Origin of the sequence: Marinomonas aquimarina (genome assembly GCF_900089755.1) — a bacterium.
In the GTDB taxonomy this organism is placed as follows: Bacteria; Pseudomonadota; Gammaproteobacteria; order Pseudomonadales; family Marinomonadaceae; genus Marinomonas; species Marinomonas aquimarina.
Genome location: NZ_FLOC01000007.1, coordinates 1 through 24,952, shown reverse-complemented (window position 1 = coordinate 24,952; position 24,952 = coordinate 1). Strand labels below are relative to the sequence as shown.

28 protein-coding genes are annotated in these 24,952 nt (G+C 50.6%); 14 read left to right on the top strand and 14 right to left on the bottom strand.

Annotation, left to right across the window (positions count from 1 at the left end):
• Positions 1 to 16 precede the first annotated feature (16 nt).
• Positions 17 to 1,072, bottom strand: coding sequence for a helix-turn-helix domain-containing protein (locus MAQ5080_RS07205; RefSeq protein WP_067208114.1), 1,056 nt, complete (start codon positions 1,070 to 1,072; stop codon positions 17 to 19).
• Positions 1,073 to 1,210: 138 nt separating this feature from the next.
• Here MAQ5080_RS07205 and MAQ5080_RS07200 point away from each other — a divergent pair, with 138 nt between their 5' ends.
• Positions 1,211 to 1,555 (top strand): DUF805 domain-containing protein, encoded by a 345-nt coding sequence (locus tag MAQ5080_RS07200; RefSeq protein ID WP_067208111.1) that lies wholly within the window; start codon positions 1,211 to 1,213, stop codon positions 1,553 to 1,555.
• The gene (locus MAQ5080_RS07195) at positions 1,555 to 2,079 is read left to right on the top strand and encodes a hypothetical protein (protein ID WP_067208108.1); all 525 of its coding nucleotides are present in this window, start codon (positions 1,555 to 1,557) and stop codon (positions 2,077 to 2,079) included. Before MAQ5080_RS07200 ends, MAQ5080_RS07195 begins: the two co-directional genes overlap by 1 nt.
• Here MAQ5080_RS07195 and MAQ5080_RS07190 read toward each other — a convergent pair.
• Both MAQ5080_RS07190 and MAQ5080_RS07185 read right to left on the bottom strand, forming a co-directional pair.
• A complete protein-coding gene (locus tag MAQ5080_RS07190) occupies positions 2,076 to 3,332 on the bottom strand; it encodes an MFS transporter (protein WP_067208105.1) in 1,257 nt (418 codons plus the stop codon). The two genes, MAQ5080_RS07195 and MAQ5080_RS07190, sit on opposite strands and share 4 nt — an antisense overlap.
• Before the next feature lie 127 nt (positions 3,333 to 3,459).
• Complete coding sequence (locus MAQ5080_RS07185) at positions 3,460 to 3,966, bottom strand: glycine cleavage system transcriptional repressor (RefSeq protein WP_067208101.1); 507 nt, start codon at positions 3,964 to 3,966, stop codon at positions 3,460 to 3,462.
• A gap of 361 nt (positions 3,967 to 4,327) precedes the next feature.
• On the opposite strand from MAQ5080_RS07185, the gene MAQ5080_RS07180 reads away from it, so the two are divergent.
• Both MAQ5080_RS07180 and MAQ5080_RS07175 read left to right on the top strand, forming a co-directional pair.
• Positions 4,328 to 6,238, top strand: a complete 1,911-nt coding sequence (locus MAQ5080_RS07180; protein ID WP_067208099.1) for a putative bifunctional diguanylate cyclase/phosphodiesterase — start codon at positions 4,328 to 4,330, stop codon at positions 6,236 to 6,238.
• Between the two features lie 97 nt (positions 6,239 to 6,335).
• Entirely contained in the window at positions 6,336 to 6,866 is a 531-nt protein-coding gene (locus MAQ5080_RS07175; protein ID WP_067208096.1) for a DUF3750 domain-containing protein, read from the top strand.
• Positions 6,867 to 6,886: 20 nt separating this feature from the next.
• Here MAQ5080_RS07175 and MAQ5080_RS07170 read toward each other — a convergent pair whose 3' ends face one another.
• Positions 6,887 to 7,147 (bottom strand): YheV family putative zinc ribbon protein, encoded by a 261-nt coding sequence (locus MAQ5080_RS07170; protein ID WP_067208093.1) that lies wholly within the window; start codon positions 7,145 to 7,147, stop codon positions 6,887 to 6,889.
• 430 nt (positions 7,148 to 7,577) lie between these two features.
• A complete protein-coding gene (prlC, locus tag MAQ5080_RS07165; RefSeq protein WP_067208089.1) occupies positions 7,578 to 9,608 on the bottom strand; it encodes an oligopeptidase A in 2,031 nt (676 codons plus the stop codon).
• Between the two features lie 166 nt (positions 9,609 to 9,774).
• Here prlC and MAQ5080_RS07160 point away from each other — a divergent pair, with 166 nt between their 5' ends.
• The 4 genes from MAQ5080_RS07160 to MAQ5080_RS07145 all read left to right on the top strand — a co-directional run bounded on the left by MAQ5080_RS07160 (position 9,775) and on the right by MAQ5080_RS07145 (position 11,700).
• A complete protein-coding gene (locus MAQ5080_RS07160; protein ID WP_067208086.1) occupies positions 9,775 to 10,326 on the top strand; it encodes a gamma carbonic anhydrase family protein in 552 nt (183 codons plus the stop codon).
• Complete coding sequence (locus MAQ5080_RS07155; protein WP_067208083.1) at positions 10,326 to 10,778, top strand: hypothetical protein; 453 nt, start codon at positions 10,326 to 10,328, stop codon at positions 10,776 to 10,778. Before MAQ5080_RS07160 ends, MAQ5080_RS07155 begins: the two co-directional genes overlap by 1 nt.
• Positions 10,779 to 10,882: 104 nt before the next feature.
• Positions 10,883 to 11,509 (top strand): RNA polymerase factor sigma-70, encoded by a 627-nt coding sequence (locus tag MAQ5080_RS07150; RefSeq protein WP_067208081.1) that lies wholly within the window; start codon positions 10,883 to 10,885, stop codon positions 11,507 to 11,509.
• Positions 11,506 to 11,700 (top strand): zf-HC2 domain-containing protein, encoded by a 195-nt coding sequence (locus MAQ5080_RS07145; RefSeq protein ID WP_067208078.1) that lies wholly within the window; start codon positions 11,506 to 11,508, stop codon positions 11,698 to 11,700. Before MAQ5080_RS07150 ends, MAQ5080_RS07145 begins: the two co-directional genes overlap by 4 nt.
• Positions 11,701 to 11,760: 60 nt before the next feature.
• On the opposite strand, the gene MAQ5080_RS17505 is transcribed toward MAQ5080_RS07145, so the two are convergent.
• On the bottom strand, positions 11,761 to 11,898 hold the full coding sequence (locus MAQ5080_RS17505) for a hypothetical protein (RefSeq protein ID WP_197464584.1): 138 nt from the start codon (positions 11,896 to 11,898) through the stop codon (positions 11,761 to 11,763).
• Between the two features lie 253 nt (positions 11,899 to 12,151).
• Here MAQ5080_RS17505 and MAQ5080_RS07140 point away from each other — a divergent pair, with 253 nt between their 5' ends.
• The 4 genes from MAQ5080_RS07140 to MAQ5080_RS07125 are packed head-to-tail and all read left to right on the top strand — an operon-like array spanning position 12,152 to position 14,559.
• Positions 12,152 to 12,427 carry a BufA1 family periplasmic bufferin-type metallophore gene (locus tag MAQ5080_RS07140; RefSeq protein WP_067208075.1) on the top strand — a complete coding sequence of 92 codons (276 nt, stop codon included), beginning with the start codon at positions 12,152 to 12,154 and terminating at the stop codon, positions 12,425 to 12,427.
• A 10-nt stretch (positions 12,428 to 12,437) separates the two neighbouring features.
• Entirely contained in the window at positions 12,438 to 13,334 is an 897-nt protein-coding gene (bufB, locus tag MAQ5080_RS07135; RefSeq protein ID WP_067208072.1) for an MNIO family bufferin maturase, read from the top strand.
• The gene (locus MAQ5080_RS07130; protein ID WP_067208070.1) at positions 13,318 to 14,076 is read left to right on the top strand and encodes an HvfC/BufC N-terminal domain-containing protein; all 759 of its coding nucleotides are present in this window, start codon (positions 13,318 to 13,320) and stop codon (positions 14,074 to 14,076) included. Before bufB ends, MAQ5080_RS07130 begins: the two co-directional genes overlap by 17 nt.
• 9 nt (positions 14,077 to 14,085) lie before the next feature.
• Positions 14,086 to 14,559, top strand: a complete 474-nt coding sequence (locus MAQ5080_RS07125) for a DoxX family protein (RefSeq protein ID WP_067208067.1) — start codon at positions 14,086 to 14,088, stop codon at positions 14,557 to 14,559.
• 82 nt (positions 14,560 to 14,641) lie between these two features.
• Here the strand turns inward: MAQ5080_RS07125 and znuB are convergent, their stop codons facing one another.
• The 8 genes from znuB to MAQ5080_RS07085 all read right to left on the bottom strand — a co-directional run bounded on the left by znuB (position 14,642) and on the right by MAQ5080_RS07085 (position 20,672).
• Positions 14,642 to 15,436: a zinc ABC transporter permease subunit ZnuB gene (znuB, locus tag MAQ5080_RS07120; RefSeq protein WP_067208064.1), complete on the bottom strand. Its 795-nt coding sequence runs from the start codon at positions 15,434 to 15,436 to the stop codon at positions 14,642 to 14,644.
• Between the two features lie 17 nt (positions 15,437 to 15,453).
• Entirely contained in the window at positions 15,454 to 16,236 is a 783-nt protein-coding gene (znuC, locus tag MAQ5080_RS07115) for a zinc ABC transporter ATP-binding protein ZnuC (protein ID WP_067208061.1), read from the bottom strand.
• Positions 16,233 to 16,730 carry a Fur family transcriptional regulator gene (locus tag MAQ5080_RS07110; RefSeq protein ID WP_067208058.1) on the bottom strand — a complete coding sequence of 166 codons (498 nt, stop codon included), beginning with the start codon at positions 16,728 to 16,730 and terminating at the stop codon, positions 16,233 to 16,235. The genes znuC and MAQ5080_RS07110 overlap by 4 nt, the downstream gene beginning before the upstream one ends.
• Entirely contained in the window at positions 16,730 to 17,713 is a 984-nt protein-coding gene (locus tag MAQ5080_RS07105) for a nickel/cobalt transporter (RefSeq protein WP_156496541.1), read from the bottom strand. The genes MAQ5080_RS07110 and MAQ5080_RS07105 overlap by 1 nt, the downstream gene beginning before the upstream one ends.
• 80 nt (positions 17,714 to 17,793) lie before the next feature.
• Positions 17,794 to 18,405 (bottom strand): MarC family protein, encoded by a 612-nt coding sequence (locus tag MAQ5080_RS07100; RefSeq protein WP_067208056.1) that lies wholly within the window; start codon positions 18,403 to 18,405, stop codon positions 17,794 to 17,796.
• A 35-nt stretch (positions 18,406 to 18,440) separates the two neighbouring features.
• The gene (locus MAQ5080_RS07095) at positions 18,441 to 19,073 is read right to left on the bottom strand and encodes a LysE family translocator (RefSeq protein WP_067208053.1); all 633 of its coding nucleotides are present in this window, start codon (positions 19,071 to 19,073) and stop codon (positions 18,441 to 18,443) included.
• Positions 19,074 to 19,130: 57 nt separating this feature from the next.
• Positions 19,131 to 19,706 (bottom strand): DUF1007 family protein, encoded by a 576-nt coding sequence (locus MAQ5080_RS07090; protein ID WP_067208051.1) that lies wholly within the window; start codon positions 19,704 to 19,706, stop codon positions 19,131 to 19,133.
• A 3-nt stretch (positions 19,707 to 19,709) separates the two neighbouring features.
• Entirely contained in the window at positions 19,710 to 20,672 is a 963-nt protein-coding gene (locus MAQ5080_RS07085) for a homoserine kinase (RefSeq protein ID WP_067208048.1), read from the bottom strand.
• 188 nt (positions 20,673 to 20,860) lie between these two features.
• Between MAQ5080_RS07085 and polA the strand changes: the two genes are divergently transcribed.
• Positions 20,861 to 23,626, top strand: a complete 2,766-nt coding sequence (gene polA, locus MAQ5080_RS07080; protein ID WP_067208045.1) for a DNA polymerase I — start codon at positions 20,861 to 20,863, stop codon at positions 23,624 to 23,626.
• Positions 23,627 to 23,765: 139 nt separating this feature from the next.
• Positions 23,766 to 24,749: a GNAT family N-acetyltransferase gene (locus MAQ5080_RS07075; protein WP_067208043.1), complete on the top strand. Its 984-nt coding sequence runs from the start codon at positions 23,766 to 23,768 to the stop codon at positions 24,747 to 24,749.
• Positions 24,750 to 24,952: the final 203 nt, after the last annotated feature.

Genomic DNA, 24,952 nt, shown 5'->3' with positions numbered 1-24,952 from the left:
CAGCCGCCCTATCCACTTACACACTTTGTCGATATTGAGAGGGCGTCATGCCCATGATGCGAGAAAACTCACGATGAAAGTTAGACTTGGTTTGAAAACCTGAATCCAAATAGATTTGCGTGATGGCATCGTCACTGCTGGCAAGACGCTGGGCCGCGTGCGCGATACGGTATTGATTCACCCACTGGGAAATATTTTGCTGCGTGACGCGATTGATGGCAGCGGAAATCTGACGCGCTGGTATGCCACTTTTGCGCGCCAGACGGGCCAAGGTTAAATCTGGGTCGAGAAACATTTGCTGATCGACCACTACCTTCGTCACCTGCGCTACCACGGTTTGATCAGCGGCCTCCGATAGGCCTGCCGCTGGCTCCGCCGCAGTGATGGCTGGCTCCGAGGTGGTATCTTTGGTCGCCTGCAAGCAAGGCGTTGGTGCACTCGGCGGCGCTTCGGAAGTGCTTAAACTCAAGCTCATCACAGCCAAGGCTAACGTGGGCAGTAGTAGCGCGTGCCCTAGAGACAAGATCCACATTGCATGCTGCCCCTGCGCTAACAGAAAGTCTAACGTCAAAGCACCATCAATTAGGGCTGAGAAAAGTAGCATCAGTGCCGCAATCCGCTGTGCCCGAATCGCCCACACCCAATCGCTCAAACGGATATATTCGGGCGGCTGCTGCTCCGTATCAGCGGAGCGCCACAGCAATAAGCTGTACAGCACATACTGAGCAGTGATCAGCGCATCAATGGGCGGTTCCCATAAGGGGTAAGACAACGAGCCAAAAGCAATCAGCATAGGCAGTAATGCATGCCACCCAGACGGGCGGCGGGCGCTTTTCGAACGCGAAAACACCCACCAACCGACAACGGGAATCAAGCTTGCAAAGATCGGTTGTAGCATGCGCAGTAGTGCGAGATCGAATGTCCAACGCAGCCCGACAAGGGCCGTTGTCAGCGCACACAGCAGCAAAAAACCACAGGCCAATAATGCCGAGTGGCGGCGCTGTCCCCACAAACTGCCCGCTAACACTAACAGTAGTAACGACACCACAAAGGGTAATGGAATCGCCAACATGGTTTCTCCTTAACTCAGTCTGTTTCGCTCTCAGTATGTCCTAAGTCGCAAAGCAAGACGTCCTAAATCCTGATCGAGGACGCGTCATCACTGACTTTGACGCATCTTTGATTCTGTTTTTAACACAGGAGACTGCTTATGTATTGGTATATCGATGCCTTGAAACATTACGCCGATTTTCGTGATGTCGCCCACCGACGGGCGTTTTGGATGTTTATGCTGATCAACCTGATCATCAGTGTAGCGATTATTATCATTGAGCTAGCGACCGACCATCCTGGCTGGCTCGATGCCCTGTATTCGATCGCCACACTCATTCCCCTCATCGCGCTGATGACGCGTCGCCTGCGCGATACCGGACTGCCCCTTTATAGCTGGTTGGTACTACTGATCCCCGTTATCGGCCCCTTGCTCATGCTTTACTTCCTTTGCTTGCCGAGCCAGCCTCGAGCTCAACTGACCACTCACACAGGAGTGTTATAATGCCATGCTTTATCAGTGTTCTGATCGCTACCGTTTGCGCACTGTTCGCCACGCACAGTCCAGCGTCACCGCTCGCGGCAATCCCTGCGGATGCCCAAGGCATCGTCTTGATACGCTTTGTTAAAAGTGGCCATTTGCCCTTCTTGCATGGTTTGAAGGGCGAAGGGGTGTACCTCACCCGTAACGCTCAAGGCAGGCTTTGCCAAGTCGCCCCCGTCCCATTGATCGCCGGTGGCTTTAATGGCCAAACCATTGGCTTTGGCGCCAGCCAGCCCATTGAATTGGTCATTTATCAGGCGGAGCTATCACAACGTTTACAGGCTGGTCGCAAGGTCATCAGTACCGATTACGATGTCTCCGACCGTCACATGACTCAGCATGGGGACATTCAAATTCGCTCAGGCCTCACCTTGGCAGAGGGCTTTATCTTGCATCCACGCAAGGCTTGGTCGAGTTGGTTTGGCTTTGCCCCAGCACAACTTGAGTGCGAGCCCGTGCCTGAAGAGCATAACGGAGCCTTTTAAGGCTCCGCATTTTCTGCAGTGGTGTTTGATGCCTGCTGCACTAGGTAATAGCGACGGTAGAAGGTGATCCCCAAAATAAACGCGCACAAGGCTGACAGTCCCCCGATACCAATTGACCAGCGGGCACCAAACGTATCGGCGATCCAGCCCACCAAGGGTGCGCCCAAAGCAGTACTGCCGAGCATGGTGGCCAAAGCAATGGCCATCACGCGACCACGGTAAGCACGTACCGTTGAAAGCTGAATAAAGGTAAACGACGAGATCGTCAGCAACTGCATTGAGAACCCTAATACAATCATCATCAGAGCAAAGGTGAAGAAGCTCGGCGCTAAAGCCAACAAGGTACTGCTGATGGCCACTCCGGCGGGTAAGCATACCAGAAAGCCAAAGGTAGGCTGTTTACGACTGGCGGTCGTCAACGCCCCTGCAATGGAGCCAATCGCCATCATAGAAATTAACAAACCATACTGCCCTGCATGCCCTGCAAAGACCTGAACCGTCATGGCTGATAAGTACACTGGGAAATTCATAATCAACGCGGTGATCATCGCCACCATCGCGAGCACGACAATCATTTCACGGTGCTCGTTTAAGTAGCGAAAGCCCTGTAAAAAGCCCGTACTTTGACTGTTCTCGGCTTTGCCTTGTTGCCCGATCAAGGTGCGCTTACCCAATAGGTACAAGGCCACTAACAAGGGACCAAAGGTCACCACATTTAAAATGAACACCCAACCAGCACCGACCACGGCAATCAAAATCCCGGCAATGGCGGGACCAATCAAGCGTGCAGAGTGAAACGACATCGAGTTCAAAGACACCGCGTTCGGCACCTCTTTTTCGCTCACCACATCCGAGACAAAGGCGTGACGTGCGGGGGCATCAAACGCCGCCACGATACCTAAGCCAAGCGCACAGGCATACACATGCCACAGCACAATCACTTCGGTGATGGCCAACACACCTAAGACGAATGCCAGCAACGCCATCGCGATTTGCGTCCCCAATAACAGCTTGCGTCGATCAATGCGATCAGCGGCCCAACCGGTGATGGGCAATAATAGAATTTGCGGAATAAATTGTAGGAACACCACCACCCCAACAGCCGCTGCATTGTGATCCGACAATTCGGAAATAACGATCCAATCTTGCGCGGTACGTTGTAGCCAAGTCCCGATATTGGAGACAAAAGCCGCGAAGACCCAGAGACGGAAGTTGGCATTGGATAAGGCGCGGAAGGTGGCAGGTAATTGCATTTCGCTAGGAAGGTCCTGTTTCAATAGTGGGGCATACTATTGAAACAGGTTCTGAGAAAGCTGCAATGAAGAACACAATGTTTCCCCGAAAAGCAGCGAAAATACTTATTTCGGTACTTATTAACCGCTAATCAGCCAGTTCAACCACCAAATCACTGCTGATGGACTCGACTGCTTTTTCCAAAGTTTCCACGGAACAGCCAGTCGGCAATAAGACTTCCAATTCTGCTTTGAATAACATTTCAGAGCTCATCGGTGCCGGCTCGCAGTAACTGTTCAGGTCGATCACATTGGCGCCCAACACACTCAGTGTTTTCGACACTTCACGGATAATGCCGGTGCGATCATTGCCCATCACAGATAGCACCACTAACTCACCTGATGCCGTGCGTGTATTCGCCACTTCTACCGACACCTTTAAGCCGACAGTAGACAGATCCTGTAGCGCTTTAATCAGCGATGTTTCATTTTCTTTTGGAACTTCAACGGTCACGATACCGGCAAATTTATCGGCCAGATGGGCCATGCGGCTCTCGCTCCAGTTACCATGATGCTCGGCCACAATATGAGATAAAGCTTCTACCAATCCTGGTCGATCATCACCAATTACCGTTAACACTAAGTGCTGTGTCATAAGGCCATCCTTTTATTGTTGTTACTGCATACGATGATTTCAGTATAAACCTGTCTCTCGACTTACGTCAGCAAGAAAAACACTTTCCTCGACTCGGCAAATAGATATATGTAAGGTTGTAACCAAAATCCGAGTAGGGATTTTCAGACAGTAAAAGCTATCTAAAACAACATGATGAACACAACCGAAGTAAACAAACTTAAAGAATTGCCGTTCACATTCGACAACTTAGATATAATTAAATGCTATCTTAAATAGTGTGCTTTCGATGGAGCAACCAACCTAGTTAGGTAACGCTCCGATCATGGACTGACGCCGATGCGCTGCTTAGTGCATTTTATAGAGATAAAATACGACCCCTATGCTCCCAACAGAATTATCGAAAGTGGAACAAAAAGACGCCGTTTACCTACTCTACAGCAACGTAGGGATGGGGCTGTTCATCACGTTTATCACTTCCACCGTGCTGGTCCTTACCTTTCCCCATGACGGCGCACAACGTGTCTCACAAATGCTCTGGTGGGGGGTACTCAACCTAGTCCTGCTGCTGCGTTTTCTTGACCTTGGCTATTTCTTCATTCGCTCGCGCCATAAGGAAAGTTTCAGCTTCCAACGCGCTTTAACACGTTTTACCGGCGGCGCCCTGCTCACTGCAGCCTTATGGAGCCTGTATTCCGTTATGGTGGTGTACCATCAGGATTGGGCTGAGCTGGCCATCACCTGTATTATCATTGCCGCGTTTTCCGGTGGTTCGGTGACCTTCTTATCTGCGTCTCGAAAAATGTCGATGGTGTATTGCGCCTTGCTATCTCTTCCACTGGCCATCGCCCTCATGCTGTCCCCTATCGAGAATTACGACACGCTGGGCTACCTGACGATTGCCTTTGTCTTCGTGATGGTCACCGGAGCGAGCAAAGCGGCGCGCTATACCGCACGCTCGATTCACTTAAAGCACCAGAATGACCACCTTTTGTCCCATATGGAGCAAGAGGTCGCTAAGCGTACTCAAGAAATCTATTCGTTATCGAATATCGACCCACTAACCGGTCTTTTTAACCGCAAAGCGTTTTCCGAAAAGCTCGAGTACCGTCTACAAACGCAGCCTAACGCCAAGCTGGCGGTACTGTTTATCGACCTAGACGGCTTTAAAACCATTAATGACTCTCTTGGGCACGAGACTGGAGATCAAGTGATCCGCGAGGTCAGCAAGCGCATTCAACAGAACATCGAGCCGTCCGATCTGCTATGCCGTTGGGGCGGTGATGAATTCCTGTTAACGGTGGAACAACACGATCAGTTGCTCGAAGACGCCCAAGAAATCATTGATCTGATTTCTATTCCTTATGTAATCGATGGCTCTAAGTTGTCCCTCGGTGCCACAGTCGGTATCTCCTATTACCCGCAGCATGGCACACAGCATGAGCGTTTGATTCAGCGTGCCGACATGGCCATGTACAACCAAAAACGTTCGAAAAAAGGTCAGGTTGGGATCTTTGATGAATCGCTTCGGGAGCACTTGTTACGTGAAATCCGTTTGCGTGACCATCTGGAAAACGCCATTCATCGCCATGAGCTGTTCTTGGTCTATCAACCTATCATCGCCACAGAAACGGGACGCATTGATTCAGTGGAAGCGCTGCTGCGCTGGCGTTTAGACAATGAAATGATTCCGCCAGATGAGTTCATCGGCATCGCCGAACAATACGGCTTTATTCGTGCCATTGGTTTGTGGGTACTCGGGGAAGCCTGCCTCGCTGGCAAGCGTATGCAGGCTCATCATGAGGGCCTTGGTGTGAGTGTCAACGTCTCGATTCAACAGTTGCTAGACGATGATTTCCCAGAAGAAGTCGCGGCGACGCTCAAGCGTACGGACTTCCCCGCCCATTGCTTGGACTTAGAAATCACCGAATCTCTATTCGCGCACGACAAACATCGCTTGATCAACAACATCAATCGACTAAAAAGCCTTGGGGTACAGGTATCAATTGACGATTTCGGTACCGGCTATTCGTCGCTCTCAGTGATGCAGGAGTTTGATGTGGATTTCGTCAAAATTGACCGCTCCTTTATCTGGACCATGGATACCGGTGGCCGTGCGATCGTTGAAGCCGTTTCGCAAATCGCCAGCGCGTTTGATTACAAGGTGGTGGCCGAAGGGGTGGAAACCGAAGAGCAGCGCCGTTTGTTAACCAATATGGGCATTGAATACTTACAGGGCTACCTGTTCCTGCCACCCGTGCCAGAGCATGAGCTGATGCAACACCTTGGCTAACACGACAAAGATTATGAATTAATTCTGGAACTCTACCTAAAGGGGCGCGTATTGCGCCCTTTTTTTGTCAAACTGAATAGATGACAAGGAGATAACCATGAACAAGAGTCTAACCATTGTAGCCTTAGCCACACTCGTCAGTGCCTGCTCTAATGCCGATTGGCGTACCGCCAGCCGAGAGCCTGCTGGCATTGCCCCCGATCCGCAACAGGAGCAAGAGGCGGTGATCGAGGTCTATGGTGCCGATGCCTTCAGCTGGCGTGGCTGGTTTGCCATTCACACCTGGATCGCTACCAAAGAAGCTGGTGCATCAGAATATAAAGTCCATGAAGTCGTTGGCTGGCGTGTCGAACGAGGTCAACCTGCCTTGTACAGCTATCACACCGAAACACCTGATCGCTACTGGTACGGTGCCAAGCCAGAGAAAATCTTATCCCTTAAGGGCGAGCAAGCGGCGCAGTTGATTCCTAAGATCAATCAAGCGGTGCAGAACTACCCATGGAAAAATGAGTACAGCGTTTTCCCAGGCCCCAACAGTAACACCTTCCCCGCCTGGGTCAGTCTACAAGTGCCCGAACTGGGTTTAGAAATGCCCTTCAGTGCCATCGGCAGTGGCTACGCAAACTAGCGTAGTCATTGCCAAATATATCAGAGCTTCGTCGTGCCAGGGTTCGGTACGAAGTTAATCACGGCCGTATCCCCTTCTGGAGCAGACGAGTGGGGCTGGTTCACTCGGGTCGCGATTTCTTGTGGTTGCGCTTGCACCACCGTTGACTGCTCATCTTCGTAACCACAGGCCACACACTCGCGGTACTGTTTCTCAGCCTCGTCATCGCGCCATGCACGGATTTTGTCCATCTCGTTACAACGCGGGCATACTGCCCCCGCGATAAAGCGTTTGGTTGTCATATACACCTCAAATCTGCTCGAACAATGATTACTTGTCGATTACTGTCTATGGCTTGGCTTTCACTTGGTTCCTTTTCACTCGGCCGTGGCGCATCCCTGCGCCAAAGCACTCGCGCCACCTTCCTTGGTGGCTGTTGAAAAGGAACACAAGTGACGCCTAATCAGACCTTAGTATTCTCTGCGAACGCACTAGCGAGTTGATCCAGATCCCTTTTGACCGCGTCCATGGATGGACGCACGAAACGTTAGGTGCAGGGATGCACCTTCGTTGAGGCAAAAGGGTCTGGAGCAATAAGCCTTTGCTGATCTGTTATTACTCAAAAGCAGACACCATGGATGGCGTCGACCGACCGTGGGGCAGGGATCCCCCACGGTCGGTGTTGAGTAATATCAGCTCAAGAGCACGCCCAGAAACCAGCAGCCTTAGAATTTAAGCCGCAATGCCACTATGGCGTAATAACGCATCGACACTTGGCTCACGGCCACGGAAAGCTTCAAATAGCTCGGCCGCTGGGCGTGATCCGCCATTTGCTAATATGGTATCACGGAAGTGGGCACCGGTTTCAGTGTTGAAAATGCCATCTTCCTCGAATTTAGAGAAGGCATCCGCAGATAGCACTTCCGCCCATTTGTAGCTGTAATAACCCGCAGCGTAACCCCCAGCGAAAATATGCGAGAAGCTATTTTGGAAACGGTTAAACGCAGGCGGTACGGTCACAGCCACTTGGCTACGCACTTCGTCTAATACGTCTTGTGCCTTGATGCCGTCTTTATATTCACGGTGTAAGCGGAAGTCGAATAGAGAGAATTCCAACTGACGCACCATCTGCATCCCCGACTGGAAGTTCTTCGCCGCGAGCATCTTGTCTAATAGATCTTGTGGCAGTGGCTCACCGGTTTCAAAATGACCAGCGATATGCGCTAGGGCTTCAGGTTCCCAACACCAGTTTTCCATAAACTGACTTGGTAACTCGACTGCATCCCAAGCAACACCGTTGATACCTGACACAGACGACACTTCAACCTGCGTTAGCATATGGTGCAGGCCGTGACCGAATTCGTGGAACAGTGTTGTCACTTCATCGTGGGTCAAAAGCGCAGGCTTATCACCGATTGGCTGAGTGAAGTTACAAACAAGGTACGCCACAGGCAGTTGCAGACGGCCATCGTCTAAGCGACGACGGACACGGCATTCGTCCATCCACGCGCCACCACGTTTGCCTTCACGAGCGTAAGGGTCAAGGAAGAAACGCGCGATATCTTCGCCATTTTTCGAGATGGTAAATAGCTGAACGTCTTTGTGATAAGTATCGAAGCCTGACTCTTCACAGATATCCACACCAAACAGCGTCTGCGCAGTGTAGAACAAGCCTGATAATACCTTGTTGATCGGGAAGTAAGGGCGCAGCACTTCTTGTGAGATGGCGTATTTCTTCTCGCGCAGTTTCTCAGCGTAGTAGCCCACATCCCAAGAGTTTAGCTCTTCCACTCCATGCTCTTCTTTGGCGAAGGCTTTCAGATCGGCCAAGTCACTTTCCGCAGAAGGCTTAGACTTCACGGCAAGATCATTCAAGAAGTCCACCACTTGCTGACCACTTTCAGCCATTTTGGTTGCCACCGACAATTCTGCGTAGTCTTCAAAACCTAGGATCTGTGCCATTTCATGACGCAGCGCGAGAATTTCATCAATCAGTGGTGCGTTGTCGAACTTGCCTTCGCTGCTGAGTTCAGACGCGCGCGTGGCGTAGGCGGTGTACATCTCTTTGCGCAGTTCTTGGCTGTCGGCATAGCTCATCACTGGCAGGTACGATGGGATATCTAGCGTAAACAACCAACCTTCCTGCTCCTTCGCTTCGGCCATTTGTTTCGCTTGTGCCAAGGCCGACTCAGGCAAACCAGCAAGCTCTGCTTCTTCAGTGATTAGCTTGCTCCAAGCACGGGTAGAATCCAGTACGTTTTCACCAAACTGGCTACTTAGTTCTGACAAGCGTGAGCTGATTTCGCCGTAGCGTTTTTTCGCTTCGCCTTCTAGGCCAACACCAGACAGTTCGAAATCACGGATGGTTTGCGTCAGCGCTTCCGTTTGCGCAGGCGTCAGAGATTGCGCTTCATCGCTTTCCGCTAGAGCTTTGTAGGCTTCATACAAGGCTTTGTTTTGGCCCAGTTCCGTGTAGTAGTCGCTTAGCTTTGGCAAACTGCCATTGTAGGCTTCACGGATCTCTGGCGTATTTTGCACCGAGTTTAAGTGACTGATCGGCGACCAAAAATGGCCTAGGCGATCATGAATTTCATCCAATGGCGTTACGAGACTCGCCCAAGTTGGCTCAGCGTTCTTTTCAACCACGGCGGCGATGTCGGCACGGTTCTTCTCAAGTAATGCTTCCAAGTCGGCAACGATGTTGTTCGGCTCGACCTTGGAAAATTCTGGCAATGTCGTAGCGTCCCATACGGATTGTGTCATATCGTGATATCCTTTTTGGCGTTTGCAGGATGCAACGGCACCCTTGCAGAAATAGGTTTAGTTCTGACCTATAAGATATGTGGTCTTGGCGCTTTTTCAATGGGCAAACGCCGATCACGTCCATAGCTTTCATTAATACTGCACTGTATGTGCTAAGGAAGAGACAATGGCAATTAAGACATTTCGTGGCCATACGCCAAAATTGGGCGCCCGTGTTTGGGCCGACGACAGCGCTGTGATCATCGGTGATGTAGAAATCGGTGACGACAGTTCGGTTTGGCCATTGGTTGCCATTCGTGGTGATATGCACCGTATTCGTATCGGCCAACGCACCAGCATCCAAGACAACTCTTGTCTGCACATTACTCATGCCAGCACTTACAAGCCAGAAGGCCACCCCTTAGAAATCGGTGATGACGTCACCGTGGGTCATATGGCGATGCTGCATGGCTGCAAGATCGGTAACAAAGTCTTGGTCGGCATGGGCACTACTATCTTAGACGGTGCGGTGATTGAAGACGAAGTCATCATCGGCGCTGGCTCTTTGGTACCGCCAGGCAAACGCTTAGAATCTGGCTACCTGTACATGGGCTCACCGGTGAAACAAGCGCGTCCTTTGAGTGAAAAAGAAATCGAATACTTCCAGTATGCCGGCCTTAATTACGTCAAACTAAAAGACGAATACCTCGCTGAAGCAGAGGCTGCGGGAGACGCCTAATGAGTCGCTTAACCACCCCTTTCATCGGCGTAGCCTTGGTTGCAGGTGCGTTCTGGGTCGCGACCCAGTCGTACCAGAAAAACTTCTCAGGCCCAGCCCTAGATGACGCCCAGCAGGCCGAGCTCGGCATTCAGCTGATCGAATTCCCACGCCAAGTGCCACCACTTGAGCGCCTTGAACAAGGCCAATGGCATGCCATCCGTCTGCAGCCCAGTCTCTGTGATGCGGTCTGCCAAGGCCAAATGGTGCAACAAACTGCGGCCGGCATTCATGTGGTACCCCCTAGCCAAGCGGTATACCAAGATTTGCTGCAAGTGACCAGTGCTGAGAACTATGCCGCTCACCAAGGTCATGTCTTGCTGCTCAATAAAGAGGGCCGCTTCGCAGGCTCGCTGCTACCGCCTTATAACAAAGACCGTGTCAGCGCGGTGCTACAGACCCTCAATCACTAACTCTTTGCCACTTTTTCTGCAAAGAAGTGTAAGAAAACCTCGGCTTGTTCCGTCTAGTTGGCTACATTGCTAGTTAACCCTTTTTCGACAAGCCGAGATTTAATATGACACAAGCCTTATCTCGCTCCAGCGACGACGCATCAGGACAGATGTTTCACGACAATGTGTTTATGGAAGAGCTCCGTCGGCAAATGCTTAAGTTCGCCATCCTACAGGTGCGCAACGAAACCATCGCCGAAGACGCGGTACAAGAGGCCATGTTATCGGCTTACCAAAACATTGAGCGCTTCAATCGCCAAGCTGCCCTAAAAACTTGGGTGTTTGCCATCCTAAAAAACAAACTGATTGATATTCTGCGTAAGGAAAAGCGTTATACCAGCGCCAATCTACTCGAGGAAGGAGCTGGCCGTAACGACGAAGCACTACTAGAAGAGTTATTCAGCGAAAAAGGCCACTGGCAAAAAGAGCAGCGCCCACAAAAGTGGGACGAACCCGACCACGGCATTGAAAGTCAGCAGTTCTGGCGTACCTTTGATGTCTGCCTAGACGCTTTACCCGCCAAATACAGTCGCCTGTTTATGATGCGAGAATTCCTAGAACTGGACACCAATGAGATCTGTGACAACGAAGAAGTCAGCGTCAGCAATCTCAACACCACCCTGTTTCGTGCCCGCTTGCGCTTGCGCGAATGCCTTGAAGATAACTGGTTTCAAGGGGAGAAAACCACATGATGAAATGTACCGAAGCCACGCAACTTTTGTCAGAAAAGATGGATCGTCCGCTATCGAACAAGGAAAAGATTAACTTAGGCGTGCATACCGCCATGTGCCCAGCGTGTCGTCAGTTTGGTAAGCAGATGCTGAGTCTTAGAGAGATTTGCCAGCGCTATGTGAAGCAAGCTGACCAAGAACAGAATAAGTGAAGGGAAATGTGCGGCGGAGCCTTATGGGCTCCGCTACTAGAATGCTTGCTAACGCAGAGATTACTTCTTAGAAGCTTTCTTATCAGACGTTTTCTTCAGTGACTTCTTCAACTTAGAAATCTTAGCTTTCTGCTTCGCGACTTTTTCTTTGCGTGCTTTGATTTCAGATTTGATCGCTTTCACTTCTTTTTTAGACATATCCATAGTCTCCTATTTTTAAGTGTTTTCAATAAGTTGAGCCATTTACAATACGCCCCTTAAATCGGGAAGGATACCCAAAATGGCGCATTGTCATAAAAACTTAATACACAGATCATGAAAGCGCCATATTTAACCTAATTTTTCTGCGCGCAATTTTTTCAAGTTTTTCGCCCCCCCCGTGTAAGAAAGCGCAACCCTACTCCGTCCAAAGAGAGTCATTAACAAAATGTTCCTTTGGAGGATCCAAGTCATGTCTACTAAAAACACATCCCTAGCCCTAGCTCTTGGTACAGCCGTCGCCCTGTCAGCCGTCGCGGTTCCCGCTCAAGCAGCGGACAAAGAAAAATGCTACGGCGTTGCCCTAGCCGGTCAAAATGACTGTGCGGCTGGCCCAGGCACGTCGTGCGCTGGTACCTCAACCGTGGATTACCAAAGCAATGCTTGGAAGCTTGTCCCAGCCGGCACTTGTATGGACATGGAATCGCCAACATCGCCTACTGGTCACGGTAAACTGGAAGCCTTCTAAGGGGTTCCTTATGGATACCTACTTGAACCAGCAAACCGAGGATAGTCATCTATCCTCGGGCTTTGCTCAACGCACCGGCATCAGCCTAAAGCCCAGCTACTACGAGCAAATCTTGCGCGAGCAACCGGACGTGGGCTTTTTTGAAATCCATGCGGAAAATTATCTCAGTGCTGGTGGTCCTGCGCCCTACTACTTAGATCGTGTGTGCGAACAATACGATATCACGGTGCATGGGGTTGGTTTGTCTCTCGGCGGTGAAGGCAGCTTAGATGCAGAGCATCTAGAGCACGTCGCCCAGTTAGTAGAGCGGGTACAGCCCAAGGTATTTTCCGAGCACCTCGCTTGGTCGACCCACCAGCAAACCTTTCTTAACGACCTGTTGCCCGTGCCCTATACAGAGCAACGTTTAGCCTTGTTATGCGAACATGTGGATCAGGTGCAGAATCGTTTGCAGCGAAAAATCCTCATCGAGAACCCATCCACCTACTTCGAGTTCAACTCCAGCGCCATCAGTGAAACCGAGTTTATCGCCGAGTTAGTCAAGCGCACAGGGTGTGGTTTATTACTGGATGTAAATAACGTTGAAGTGTCTTGTTTCAATCATCAACGCAGTGCCGCGGAATACCTACATCAGTTTCCGATGCACGCAGTGGGACAAATTCATCTGGCTGGCTACAGCTTAGATGAAAATGCCCAACCCGCCCTCAAGATTGACTCCCACGATCAGGCGGTGGCGCACGAAGTTTGGCAACTCTATCAACACGTACTGCAGCTGATTGGCGATTGCCCCACCTTGATTGAGCGCGATGGCAATTTCCCTGCTCTATCTGTCTTGCTGCAAGAAGCGGAGCAGGCCAATCAGATACGACGTTTGGCAAAGGAAGAAGCCGATGCAAAGACAATTTAACCAAGCCCTGTTTTCCTCTACCCCAGAGGCACGCGACAGCCTGCTACAAGACATTCGCGGTGACAATATGCGCGAATGTAATCAACGTCTCAATGTCTACCGCAATAATGTCTTTGTGTCCCTAATGGATGCATTAGGGGAAGTCTTCCCTGTCTGTAAGCAGGTGGTCGGGGAAGCATTTTTCAATGCTATGGCACGGCAATACATCGAGCGCCACCCCCCAACTTCGCCGATCTTAAGTGGTTATGGCGATCAGTTCAGTGAATTTGTACAAAACTTCTTCCCTGCCCAATCACTGCTATACTTACCTTGCTTGTGCGATGTCGAGTACCGTTTGCTGCAACTCACCCATGCAGCAGAAGTCCCCACATTGAGTTTAGAGGCTGCCCAGCAGCGCTTAAGCCAAGTGCAAAATCCAGAGGCACTCAGGCTTCATCTAGACCCACAATGTGAGTTGCTCAGCGTGCCCTTTGCGGTCGGCTCCTTATACCTTGCCCACCAATCTGAGACGCCCAATCTTAACCAACTCGACATCGCTCAAAACGAATATTTGCTACTCGCCAAGGCGGGCTTATATGGCCGCATGTACTTGATCAGCGCCGCCGAGTTCGACTTTTTAAGTGCCCTACAAAGCGACCCAAGTTTGAGTCAAGCGTTACCCGATCAGGCAGACTTTGAGCTCGGGCAAACCTTAGCACGACTGATGACATGGCAAGTCTTTCATGACATTCAAGAATCCTAGGAGGTGACTATGTTGATCTTGCCAAACCGTACTACCGGACAAATGTGTCGAGACATTCCCGAGTCCTTGGTCTTGTTTATGGCACGCTTTGCGTTAGCGGCCGTGTTTTGGCTCTCAGGCCAAACCAAAATCGAAGGCCTTGCCCTCAACCCCTTTGCCGGCTTGTTTGAGGTCGGTTGGCCAAGCATCAAAGAGAGCACCTTTTACTTGTTTGAACACGAGTATGCACTGCCCATCATTCCCCCAGAAATGGCGGCCTATATGGCAACCTTTGCTGAGCACTTATTGCCACTTATGTTACTGTTTGGCATTTTCACGCGCCTTGGTGCGGCCGGTGTTTTGCTGATGACACTGGTCATTCAAACCTTTGTTTACCCAGAGGCCTATGCACTGCATGCCACTTGGGCAGCTCTAGCACTACTGCTGATAAAGAGTGGTGGCGGTAAATTCTCGTTGGACGCATTAATCACTCGACCTTATTAGCCGAGCCGCTCTGCGGCATAAAAAAAGCGCTGTCTTCGTGAGAAAACAGCGCTTTTTTATAATCAATTGGCTGGCGAAGGCGTTAGGCTGCCATTTTACGAGTGGGTAAGGTGTAGGCAAGCAAGAACAAAAACGCCGCACACACCACCACACTTGGGCCAGTGGGGGTATCCCAGTGGTAGGACGCCCACAGACCGCCACAGACAGACAAACAACCTAATACGCCGGCAATGGAAGCCATCTGCACCGGCGTTTGCGACAACTTACGGGAAGTCGCCGCAGGGATAATCATCAAGGAAGTAATCAGCAGCACGCCAACGATTTTCATTGCCACCGCGATCACTACAGCGACCAACAGCATCAGCAGTAGACGAATGGTTTCTACCGGATAGCCTTCGACCTTGGCCAACTCTTCGTTTACTGTGAGCGCCAGCAAAGGGCGCCAGAACGCCACCAGCAATGCCATCACAGCCAGGCCGCCGCCGTAAATCCAATACAAATCGGTTTGGCTAATCGCCAGCAGATCACCAAACAAATACGCCATCAAATCGATGCGCACATTGTCCAAAAAGCTCACCGCCACCAAGCCCAATGACAGTGACGAGTGCGCCAAGATCCCGAGCAAGGTATCCGTAGCGATGATCTGCTTTTTCTGCAACGTCACCAACACCAAAGCGAGGCCAACACACAGCACGACAATGGCAAGATTCAGGTTAATGTCCAATAAAAAACCCAACGCCACACCCAGTAGCGCCGAGTGCGCCAGGGTATCACCAAAGTAGGCCATACGACGCCATACCACAAACGCCCCTAACGGTCCCGCCACAGCGGCCACGCCTAGGCCGCCAATCAGCGCGCGCATTAACAGTTCTAACATGTTCTGGTTTCTCCGGATTAATGGGCGTGATGATTGCAGTTCGGACCGTGCACATGGCCTTCTTCGACCACCTCACCACTGTCATCATGGACATGATCATGCTGGTGCGAATAAATCGCTAAGGAAGTATCGGCGCCAGGAATACCAAACAGAGCCTGATAGGCCGGATGGTCTTTGACGTGTTGTGGGGACCCAGAGCAGCACACATGCTGGTTGATGCACACCACGGTATCGGTTTGCGCCATCACTAGGTGCAGATCGTGGGAGATCATCAACACGCCGCAATTTAACTCATTACGAATCACTTCAATCAGGTTATACAGTTCCACCTGACCGCTGACATCAACCCCCTGAACGGGCTCATCTAGCACTAATAAGTTCGGACGATTTAACAACGCGCGAGCTAATAACAAGCGCTGTGTTTCACCACCAGACAGTACATGCACTTGGGAGTTTTCCAAATGAGGAATGCCGACCTTGTTCAGGGTGGGACGGATGTCTTTCTTGTTGACACCTCGCACCAATCCCAAGAAGTGTTTCACCGTCAACGGCAATGTCGGATCGATGTGCAGCTTCTGCGGCATATAGCCAATGCGCAAGGTACTGTGACGAATTACCTGTCCCGATGTGGGCTCCTGCAGGCCCAGCAAAGTACGAATCAGAGTACTTTTACCACTGCCATTGGGGCCAATCAGGGTCACGATTTCCCCTTGGTGTAGGGTGACGTTAATGTTGCTTAACAACTGACGATCACCAAAACGAATGCCAATATCTTGCAGCTCTGCTAATCGTGTACTCATGATTCAGAGGATTCCTGTGCACGACACTCCGCACATAAACCGGTCAGTTCAATGGTTTCGGCACGCAGTTCAAAGCCCTGCTCAGCCGCTTTCTTAACCAGTGATTGGTGAATGTCTTGGTAGTCGAACTCCATCACATTCTGGCACTCGTCACAAATCAAGAAATAGCCCTTGTGTGGCTGATCCGCATGGGCACAGCCCAAGTAAGCGTTCATCGACTCCACTTTGTGGATCAAACCTGCCGCCAACAGAAAGTCCAGCGCACGATACACCGTCGGTGGCGCCGAGTTAAAGCCCTCTTCTGCCAGCTTTGCTAACAGTTGGTACGCCCCTAATGGACGATGGCTTTGCCAAATAAGCTCCAAGGCACGACGACGCACTTTCGTCAGACGTTGGCCCTGCTCAGAACACACAGCTTCCGCTGTTTCCAGTGCTTGCTCGATGCACACATCATGGTTGTGCGCGTGTTCATGAGAATTATGATGTTCGGTCATTAGAATGCCCGCCCTGCTACCTGTAGGTCACTGTAAATCATAGTGACGCTAATAAAAATTAAGGCACACGCCGCAACCACACCTAACGCTTGGGTCACACGGCGACGCCATGCACTGGGGCTTAAGGCAAAACTGCCGTCTCGCACCAACACGCTTAAAAGCGCCAAGGCCGAAACCGTAATGCCAGTACCAAGCGACATCACAAGTGTCGCCAGCATTCCCCATTGAAAGATTCCTGTACTGGTGGCAAATAATAACACCAGTACCGCCCCAGTACAGGGACGAATACCAATCGCCGACACCATCGCGATGGTACTGCGCTTGGCGGTTGTCACTTCTTGGCTAGAGTCATCCAGAGCTTTCTCAGCATGCCCTGGCAGAGATTCGTGGTGATGATCATGGCTACAGCTATGTCCATGCCCATGGTGATGGCCGGTGCAGGCATGACCATGCGGGTGCTCATGCACATGATCCCGACTGTGATCATGACCACAGCTCGACTTACCCCGTGCAATACGCCACAGCATCCACGCTCCAATCAAACCAATGGCGACGTAGGACGCTATTTCCAACACGCGCGTGGTTTCCGTGATCTGACTGGCTAAGTCTAGCACCTGCGCCAGCGACCAAACCAATGTAATGGCCACCACACCTTGCGCCAGCGCGGATAAAAAGGACAGCTGAATGCCTTTGCGTAACGGCGCTTTGGTGGCCAGCAAATAGGATGCGATCACCGCTTTACCATGGCCAGGGCCTGCAGCATGAAACACACCGTAGAGAAAGCTCGCCACCATCAGACTGCCCAACAAAGCGGGATTCTCTTCTCTGGCTAACATTTGCACTAGACGAGCAAGTTCGCGATGAAAATCGCGCTGCTGCTCCATCACCCAGCGACTGATTTCAAAGACCATCGTCTGCTCTGCTGCCCAAGCACCGCTCGACAACAGCAGACCAACCATGCCTAACCACTTTATATTGCGCACACTGAGCTCCACAAACGTCAAAACCAAAATGTTATAATATAACATTTTGGTTTAATAGGTAAATAAGACTGATTGCCACCTTAACTGGTAGCTGGCTGCAAGAAGCCCATTACACCACCCATAAAGATTTGCGCCGCCATCGCCGCCAAAATCAAACCAGTAATCTTTGACAGGATGTTTAGACCCGTACGCCCCAACAATTTCTCAATCAAAGAGCTGGAATACAACAATACCGCTAGGGTCAGCAAGGCGCCGACTAGGCCCATCACTCCGATCACTAGCTCCCAACCTTGGAACTCCGCACCGTACACCAGAATCGTACCTATGGTGGCAGGGCCGATAATGGTCGGTACCGCTAAAGGCACCACAGAGACATCATCCCGCTCTTCGTTCGGCATGCCAGTGGCGTGGTTACGGGTACCGTCTTTGACCAAACTGATGGCCGACATAAACAGCAAAATACCAGCGCCAATACGGAACGAATCTAAGGTAATGCCCAGCACATCAAACAAGGCCCCGCCGAAGAACATTAGCACCAGGGAGATCGCCAGCGCGGCGATGATCGACTTGTTCGCCACATGACGGCGCGCTGCTGGGGTTTCGCCTCGGGTCAGTGCCAAAAACATGGACAACACAAAGAACGGAGCAAACAGAAAGAAGAACTTAATCCAAGTGGAAATTAATAAACTCATGTTGGGGAATACCTAGAACGACGCCTGCCACACGATCAGCGTTGGGTCAGCGCCAATTTAATGCCAAAGCCCACCAGCAATACGCCGGTTAAGCTATCCAAGACTTGCGCCACTTTTGGTCGCGCCAGCCATACTCTTGCTCGGTGAACCATCACCGCAAGAAACGTTTGCCACACCATCGCTATGATAAAGTGAAGGGCGGCCATAAACAGAGATTGTGCGATTGCCGAGTGTTCTGGGTTAATGAACTGCGGCAAAAACGCCATATAAAACACGATGGTTTTGGGGTTTAAAATATTCGACAAAATGCCCTGACGAAACGCCATTTTCGCGCTCATTTGGCGACCTTCGGGCAGGTTTAACGTTAAACCTTTAGGTCGCCATGCGCTGCGCAGGGCTTGTATGCCGAGGTACACCAAATACAGCGCACCAGCAATTTTAAAAGCGGTAAATAAGGTCGCAGATCCCAGTAGAATCACCGACAAGCCTAGCGCTGAGATGGTGGCGTGGGCAAACAACCCCAAGCAAATTCCTAAGCTACAGACAAAACCGACACGCCAACCGGCCACTGCCGAGCTGCGCAATACCAACAAGGTGTCCACGCCCGGACTCATGGTCAGCACGGTGATCGCCAGTAAAAAGGGTAACCATTGAAAGTGTTCTAACATCTCGCGCCCCCGACAGTCGCAACTCGGACGCCCTCGCCCAGTTGCTAAAGTGATACGTTACGATGCATCGCAGCGCAGGTCGACCCAGCCTTCCATGTAAAACTCATCCGCGTCTTGTTCCATCGGCGTACAGGTTTCCGCCATCAGCCCCGTCAACTTAATTAAGCCCGCTTCGGGAATCACCAGGGCAAAGTAATTCTCAGGATCACCAAAGCCCAACGTCATGGTGCTGGTTTTCAGATCTACCGTTTCCGGTAGGACCACACCCAACTGCACCGTTAACGCTTGATCTTGAATGCCGATGTCGACAATTTCCACATGCGTCGGCTGCAACGCGCGGCCATCAACTTGGATTTTTAAGAAGTAATCGTATTGCGCCAAATTGGTCATGGCTTGGGCCGCATCGGCCTTCTCTAAACCATTTAACTGACCATCGGCGTCCTGATCAAAGGCCATCAACATATCAATACTGGAGAACACGTCGAACTTCCAGTACGCGTCCACTGTCTGCACCGCAGGCGTGGTTAAGTTGACCTGATAGTAGGAATCAATCCAAATGTGCGGATGCGCCAACGCCTGCCCTGCTCCCAGACACATCAAGGTCGCGGTACACAACTGACGCCAGCGCTTCATAGATTAGTTTTCCGTTAGGCTTGGTGCATGACGCACGCGAGACTCAAGAATACGTTGAAATTCCATTGGATCGTGCTGCTGTGCCAAACGCTCAGGATCGTCTTTGGCACCGTGCCACGCTTCTAGACGCGATAGCCAGAAACGCAGCGCGGCGATTTTCAGCATGTGCGGCCAAGACATAATTTCCGCCGCGCTTGGCTCACGCTCATGAATGTAAGCGTTGACCATGGCATGGTATTTATCCATATCCAGCTCGCCCGTAGTGATGTCAGAACACCAGTCGTTGACCACGATCGCTAGGTCGTACATCAACCAAGAGTAACAAGCGTTGTAGAAATCGATGATAGCCGACAGCTCGTCACCTTCAAATAGGGTGTTGTTGTAGAACAGATCCGCGTGCACCGTGCCTTTTGCTAATTGATCGTCGTATTGCTCAATAAACTTATCGAACTCACAAATTTGCTCTAGCAATAGATGCGCTTGTTCACCTTCCAGCTCTGGAGCAATTTCTTTCGCCGTAGCACGCCACCAGTCAATACCACGATGACTTGGACGGTGATCAGGAAAATCCATGCCCGCTGTGTGCAGCTGCGCCAACACTTGGCCCATCAAACGGCAAGACTCCACTGTGGTGCTTTCTAGCAGGCCGCCAGGGAAGCAATCGACAATGATCGCTGGACGGTTTTGCACCACGCGTAGGCGTTCGCCTTCGGCATCCACGAGTGCCGCCGGCACGTTAAAGCCTTTTTGTTGTAGGTGCGATACCACATCTAGGAAGTATGGCACTTCGTTAAATTCAAACTCTTCAAACAGGGTCAGTACGTACTTGCCCGTGGTCGTGGTGAGAAAGTAGTTGGTGTTTTCCACACCACCAGAAATGCCTTGAAAAGACACTAATTCACCTAAATTGTAATCGGCCACTAGGCCGCGCATATCAGAGTCCGAGAGAGAAGTGTAAACAGCCAAAATCTGTACCTAATAGTATTAAATTCGCGCAACATCGCATTCAACCGCTAATGCTCCACAATCAGAGCAAAAAGGTCAATTGGACGCCACGAAAAATGGGGCGATTATGTTAATCTTAGACGTAATTAACCAATGATTTGAATGTAAACTGCCGTCGCGGCCTCGACCAGCGACGCAAGAGGGAAATTATGTCGGCTCAAGACTCACTGACCAATGCAGCGCCAATGGTATTGGTAGACGGTTCTTCTTACCTGTACCGCGCCTTTCACGCCATTCCACCACTGACCACCAGCGACGGCCAACCGACCAACGCTGCCCGTGGCGTGATCAGCATGATCCGTAGCCTAATCGGCCGCTACCCGAACTCCCCAATCGTGGTCATTTTCGACGCCAAAGGCAAAACCTTCCGCGACGACATGTACAGCGAATACAAGGCACAACGTCCACCGATGCCGGATGACCTACGCCTGCAAATCGAACCGATTCACCGCATGATCGAAGCCATGGGCTTACCTTTGGTCATCATCGAAGGCGTGGAAGCAGACGACGTGATCGGCACCATCGCCAAACAAATTGGCGAAGAAGGCCGCGAAGTGGTGGTCTCTACCGGCGATAAAGATATGGCCCAGCTGGTGACCGACAAGGTTACGCTGGTGAACACCATGACCGACACCGTGATGGATGTGGAAGGTGTTAAAGAGAAATTCAAAATCCCACCTGAGTTGATCATCGACTTCCTAGCGCTGATGGGCGATAAGGTCGATAACATCCCAGGTGTACCGGGTGTCGGCGAGAAAACGGCTCTGGCCATGCTACAAGGCATTGGTAGTCTAGAAGAAATCTACGCACGCCTTGATGACATTGCACCACTTGGCTTCCGTGGTTCAAAAACCATGGCGAAGAAAATGGAAGAACACCGTGAGATGGCCGAGCTAAGCTACAAGCTTGCGACCATTAAATGCGATGTGGAACTGCCATTTGATCCGCACACATTGAAAAATGAAGAGATCAACAAAGAAGCGCTACGCGAGTGGTTCACTAAGCTGGAATTCAAAACGTGGCTACGTGATATCGATAAAGCCCCAGCTTCCGGCACAGCAGACGACACGGTCGACAACGATGATGAGCCAGCGCCTGCGGCCAACATCGATGTGGAATACGACACCGTTCTGGACAAAGACAGCTTCAACGCTTGGCTAAAGAAAATCGAAGAAGCCGAACTTGTGGCCTTTGATACCGAAACGACATCTCTTAACTACATGGCCGCTGAGCTGGTTGGCGTGAGCGTTTCGGTTGAGATCGGTAAAGCCGCTTACATTCCCGTGGCTCATGATTACGAAGGCGCGCCAGAGCAGCTTGACCGTGATTGGGTACTGGAACAGCTAAAACCTTGGCTGGAAGACGACAACCAGAAGAAAGTCGGTCAGCACCTAAAATACGATGCCAACGTATTGAACAACTACGGCATCACCCTGCGCGGTATCGCTTACGACACCATGTTGGAGTCTTACGTACTGAACTCCACGGCGACTCGTCACGATATGGACAGCCTAGCGTCGAAATTCCTTGGCCACACCACAGTGAGCTTTGAGGAAATCGCAGGTAAAGGCGCGAAGCAGAAAACCTTTAACCAGATCGACCTAGAGCAAGCCGCCTTCTACGCAGCAGAAGACGCAGACATTACCTTGCGTCTGCACCATGCGATCATGCCGAAGCTGGAAAAAGAAGGCGACTTGATTAACGTCCTAAAAGACATCGAACTGCCATTAGTGCCAGTCTTAGCAAAAATGGAACAAACCGGCGCTTTGATCGATCCAGACCTATTGCATGCACAAAGCTCTGAGATCGCTGCTAAATTGCAGGAGATCGAGATCAAAGCCCACGAAGAAGCGGGCCAAGCCTTTAACCTAAGCTCACCAAAACAGCTGCAAGAAATCCTGTTTGAAAAGCAAGGCTTACCGGTCATTAAGAAGACGCCAAAAGGCCAACCTTCAACCGCTGAGCCAATCCTGCAAGAACTGGCGGAGCAATACGAACTGCCACGGTTGATTATGGAACACCGCAGTATGTCGAAGCTTAAATCGACTTACACCGACAAGCTGCCAGAGATGCTGCAAAAGACCGGCCGTATTCATACCTCATACCATCAAGCGATCACGGCAACGGGACGTCTATCGTCGTCTGATCCAAACTTGCAGAACATCCCGATCCGTACCACCGAAGGTCGTCGTATTCGCCAAGCGTTTATCGCCCCAGAAGGCTACAAGCTGATCGCGGCCGACTACTCACAAATCGAGCTACGCATCATGGCGCACCTATCACAAGATAAAGGTCTATTAGATGCGTTCGCCCACGATGTAGACGTGCACAAAGCCACCGCCGCAGAAGTCTTCGACACCACGGTGGACGAGGTCACCACAGAGCAACGCCGCCGCGCCAAAGCCATCAACTTCGGCTTGATTTACGGCATGTCTGCCTTTGGTCTAGCGAAACAGCTTGGCATTGGCCGCCCAGAAGCACAGCAATACGTTCAGCGTTACTTTGAACGCTACCCAGGTGTACGCACCTACATGGACAACACCCGTGAAAGCGCCAAAGAAAAAGGCTATGTAGAAACCATCTTTGGTCGTCGTTTGTACCTACCAGAGATCAAAGCCCGTAACGCCATGATGCGCCAAGCCGCCGAGCGCACCGCGATCAACGCCCCGATGCAAGGCTCCGCCGCCGACATCATCAAACGCGCCATGATCAACATGCACAACTGGCTCGCAGAAACCGACCTAGACGTACGCATGATCATGCAAGTACACGATGAATTGATCTTTGAAGTGGCCGAGAAAGACCTAGATGCCGCGCAAGAGAAAATCGTCGATATTATGCAGACCAGCAGCGAAATCGACGTGCCGCTGTTGGTGGAAGCTGGGGTTGGAAACAACTGGGACGAGGCGCATTAAGCGCCTCTTACTTTCAAGGCTCGTACTCTCAGGGGTCAGATCCCTTATACACCGAATTTGGTTGAGACTAACACTTAGCCTTTACGTGAAAGGGATCTGACCCCTTTAGTATGGGATGCTATAACCTCATGGAGCATATATGGATATTAGAAGCAACAAAGAGCTATTTCTTGAGAATCTAGAACTAGATAATGATCAAAAACGTGCTGTCGAACTAGCAATTGACTGCATCATTGAGAATGAGTCTCGCGAAGAAGACTTACCTATTGTCTTAATAAGTACTACCTCATATTTGCTTGAACCGGCATTAGATGCTGTACAGGCTTTTTTCGAGCAAATCTATCCCAAAGCCGATGCAAACCTTTTTGTTCAAAGAAGGTTAACGATTTGGTCTTCTTCTTATGAAGATGCCTGCGTTGAACTAATAAAACAGCTAAGGGTCGATTCAGGGTTACTTTACTATGCCGAGAGCTACTCAAGTATATCTATGCTCCCTAGTGATATTTTCCATGTGGTTACTCTAGAGCGAGGAGACGTTACACGTGGCAAGAACCAGAGAGGTCAAGCTCCAGAACCAAGTTATATCACCTACAAGAAACATACTATCGAGGATGAGCTTTTCACTAACTTTCACCACTCTTCCTCGAACGAAATTACCACTGAAGATAAATTTTATCTTGAAGCTGACTCAAAAATATTGAGACCCATTCCAGCCCCAATGGGGGCTGAATTCGATAAAGAAATAACCATTAATTCACCCACTTGGCAGAAACATGCTTGTGTGGCTTTAAGAAGATACCAAGCAAAAGAGTGTCGAGATGGCATGCAATGGAACGTAGCTGATGAAGGGTGGCAAAATGTGATTGTCTACCCTGTTATTGATGTAGTTCAGAGCCTTGATAGATCTACAGTGAGAGAATGCTTAATAGGGTTAATCACTGTAAACACTGGTAATCCTGATCACCCATACCTTTCAACTGCGTGGATTCACCCCTTTTATCGTCGCCAAGGAAGAATGACAAAACTCTGGAAACAACTTACCGATAAATACGGGACACTTGATGTAGAAGGGCCAAACTCTGACATGCAATCATTTCTTAACAAGGTAAACAACCGCCCCTAATCCCAAGGGGTCAGATCCCTTATACACCGAACTTGTTTGAGACTATCATCAGGTCTTGATATGAAAGGGATCTGACCCTGAGGTATCCCCACAAAATTTCAATATAGATCAGAATGTTAGCGTAAGAAGGGAACGTTCATAGCTCTTGGCGATCAATAATTTCGCCAAAAACAACTCACCACCAGAGCCATGAACGCGACCGC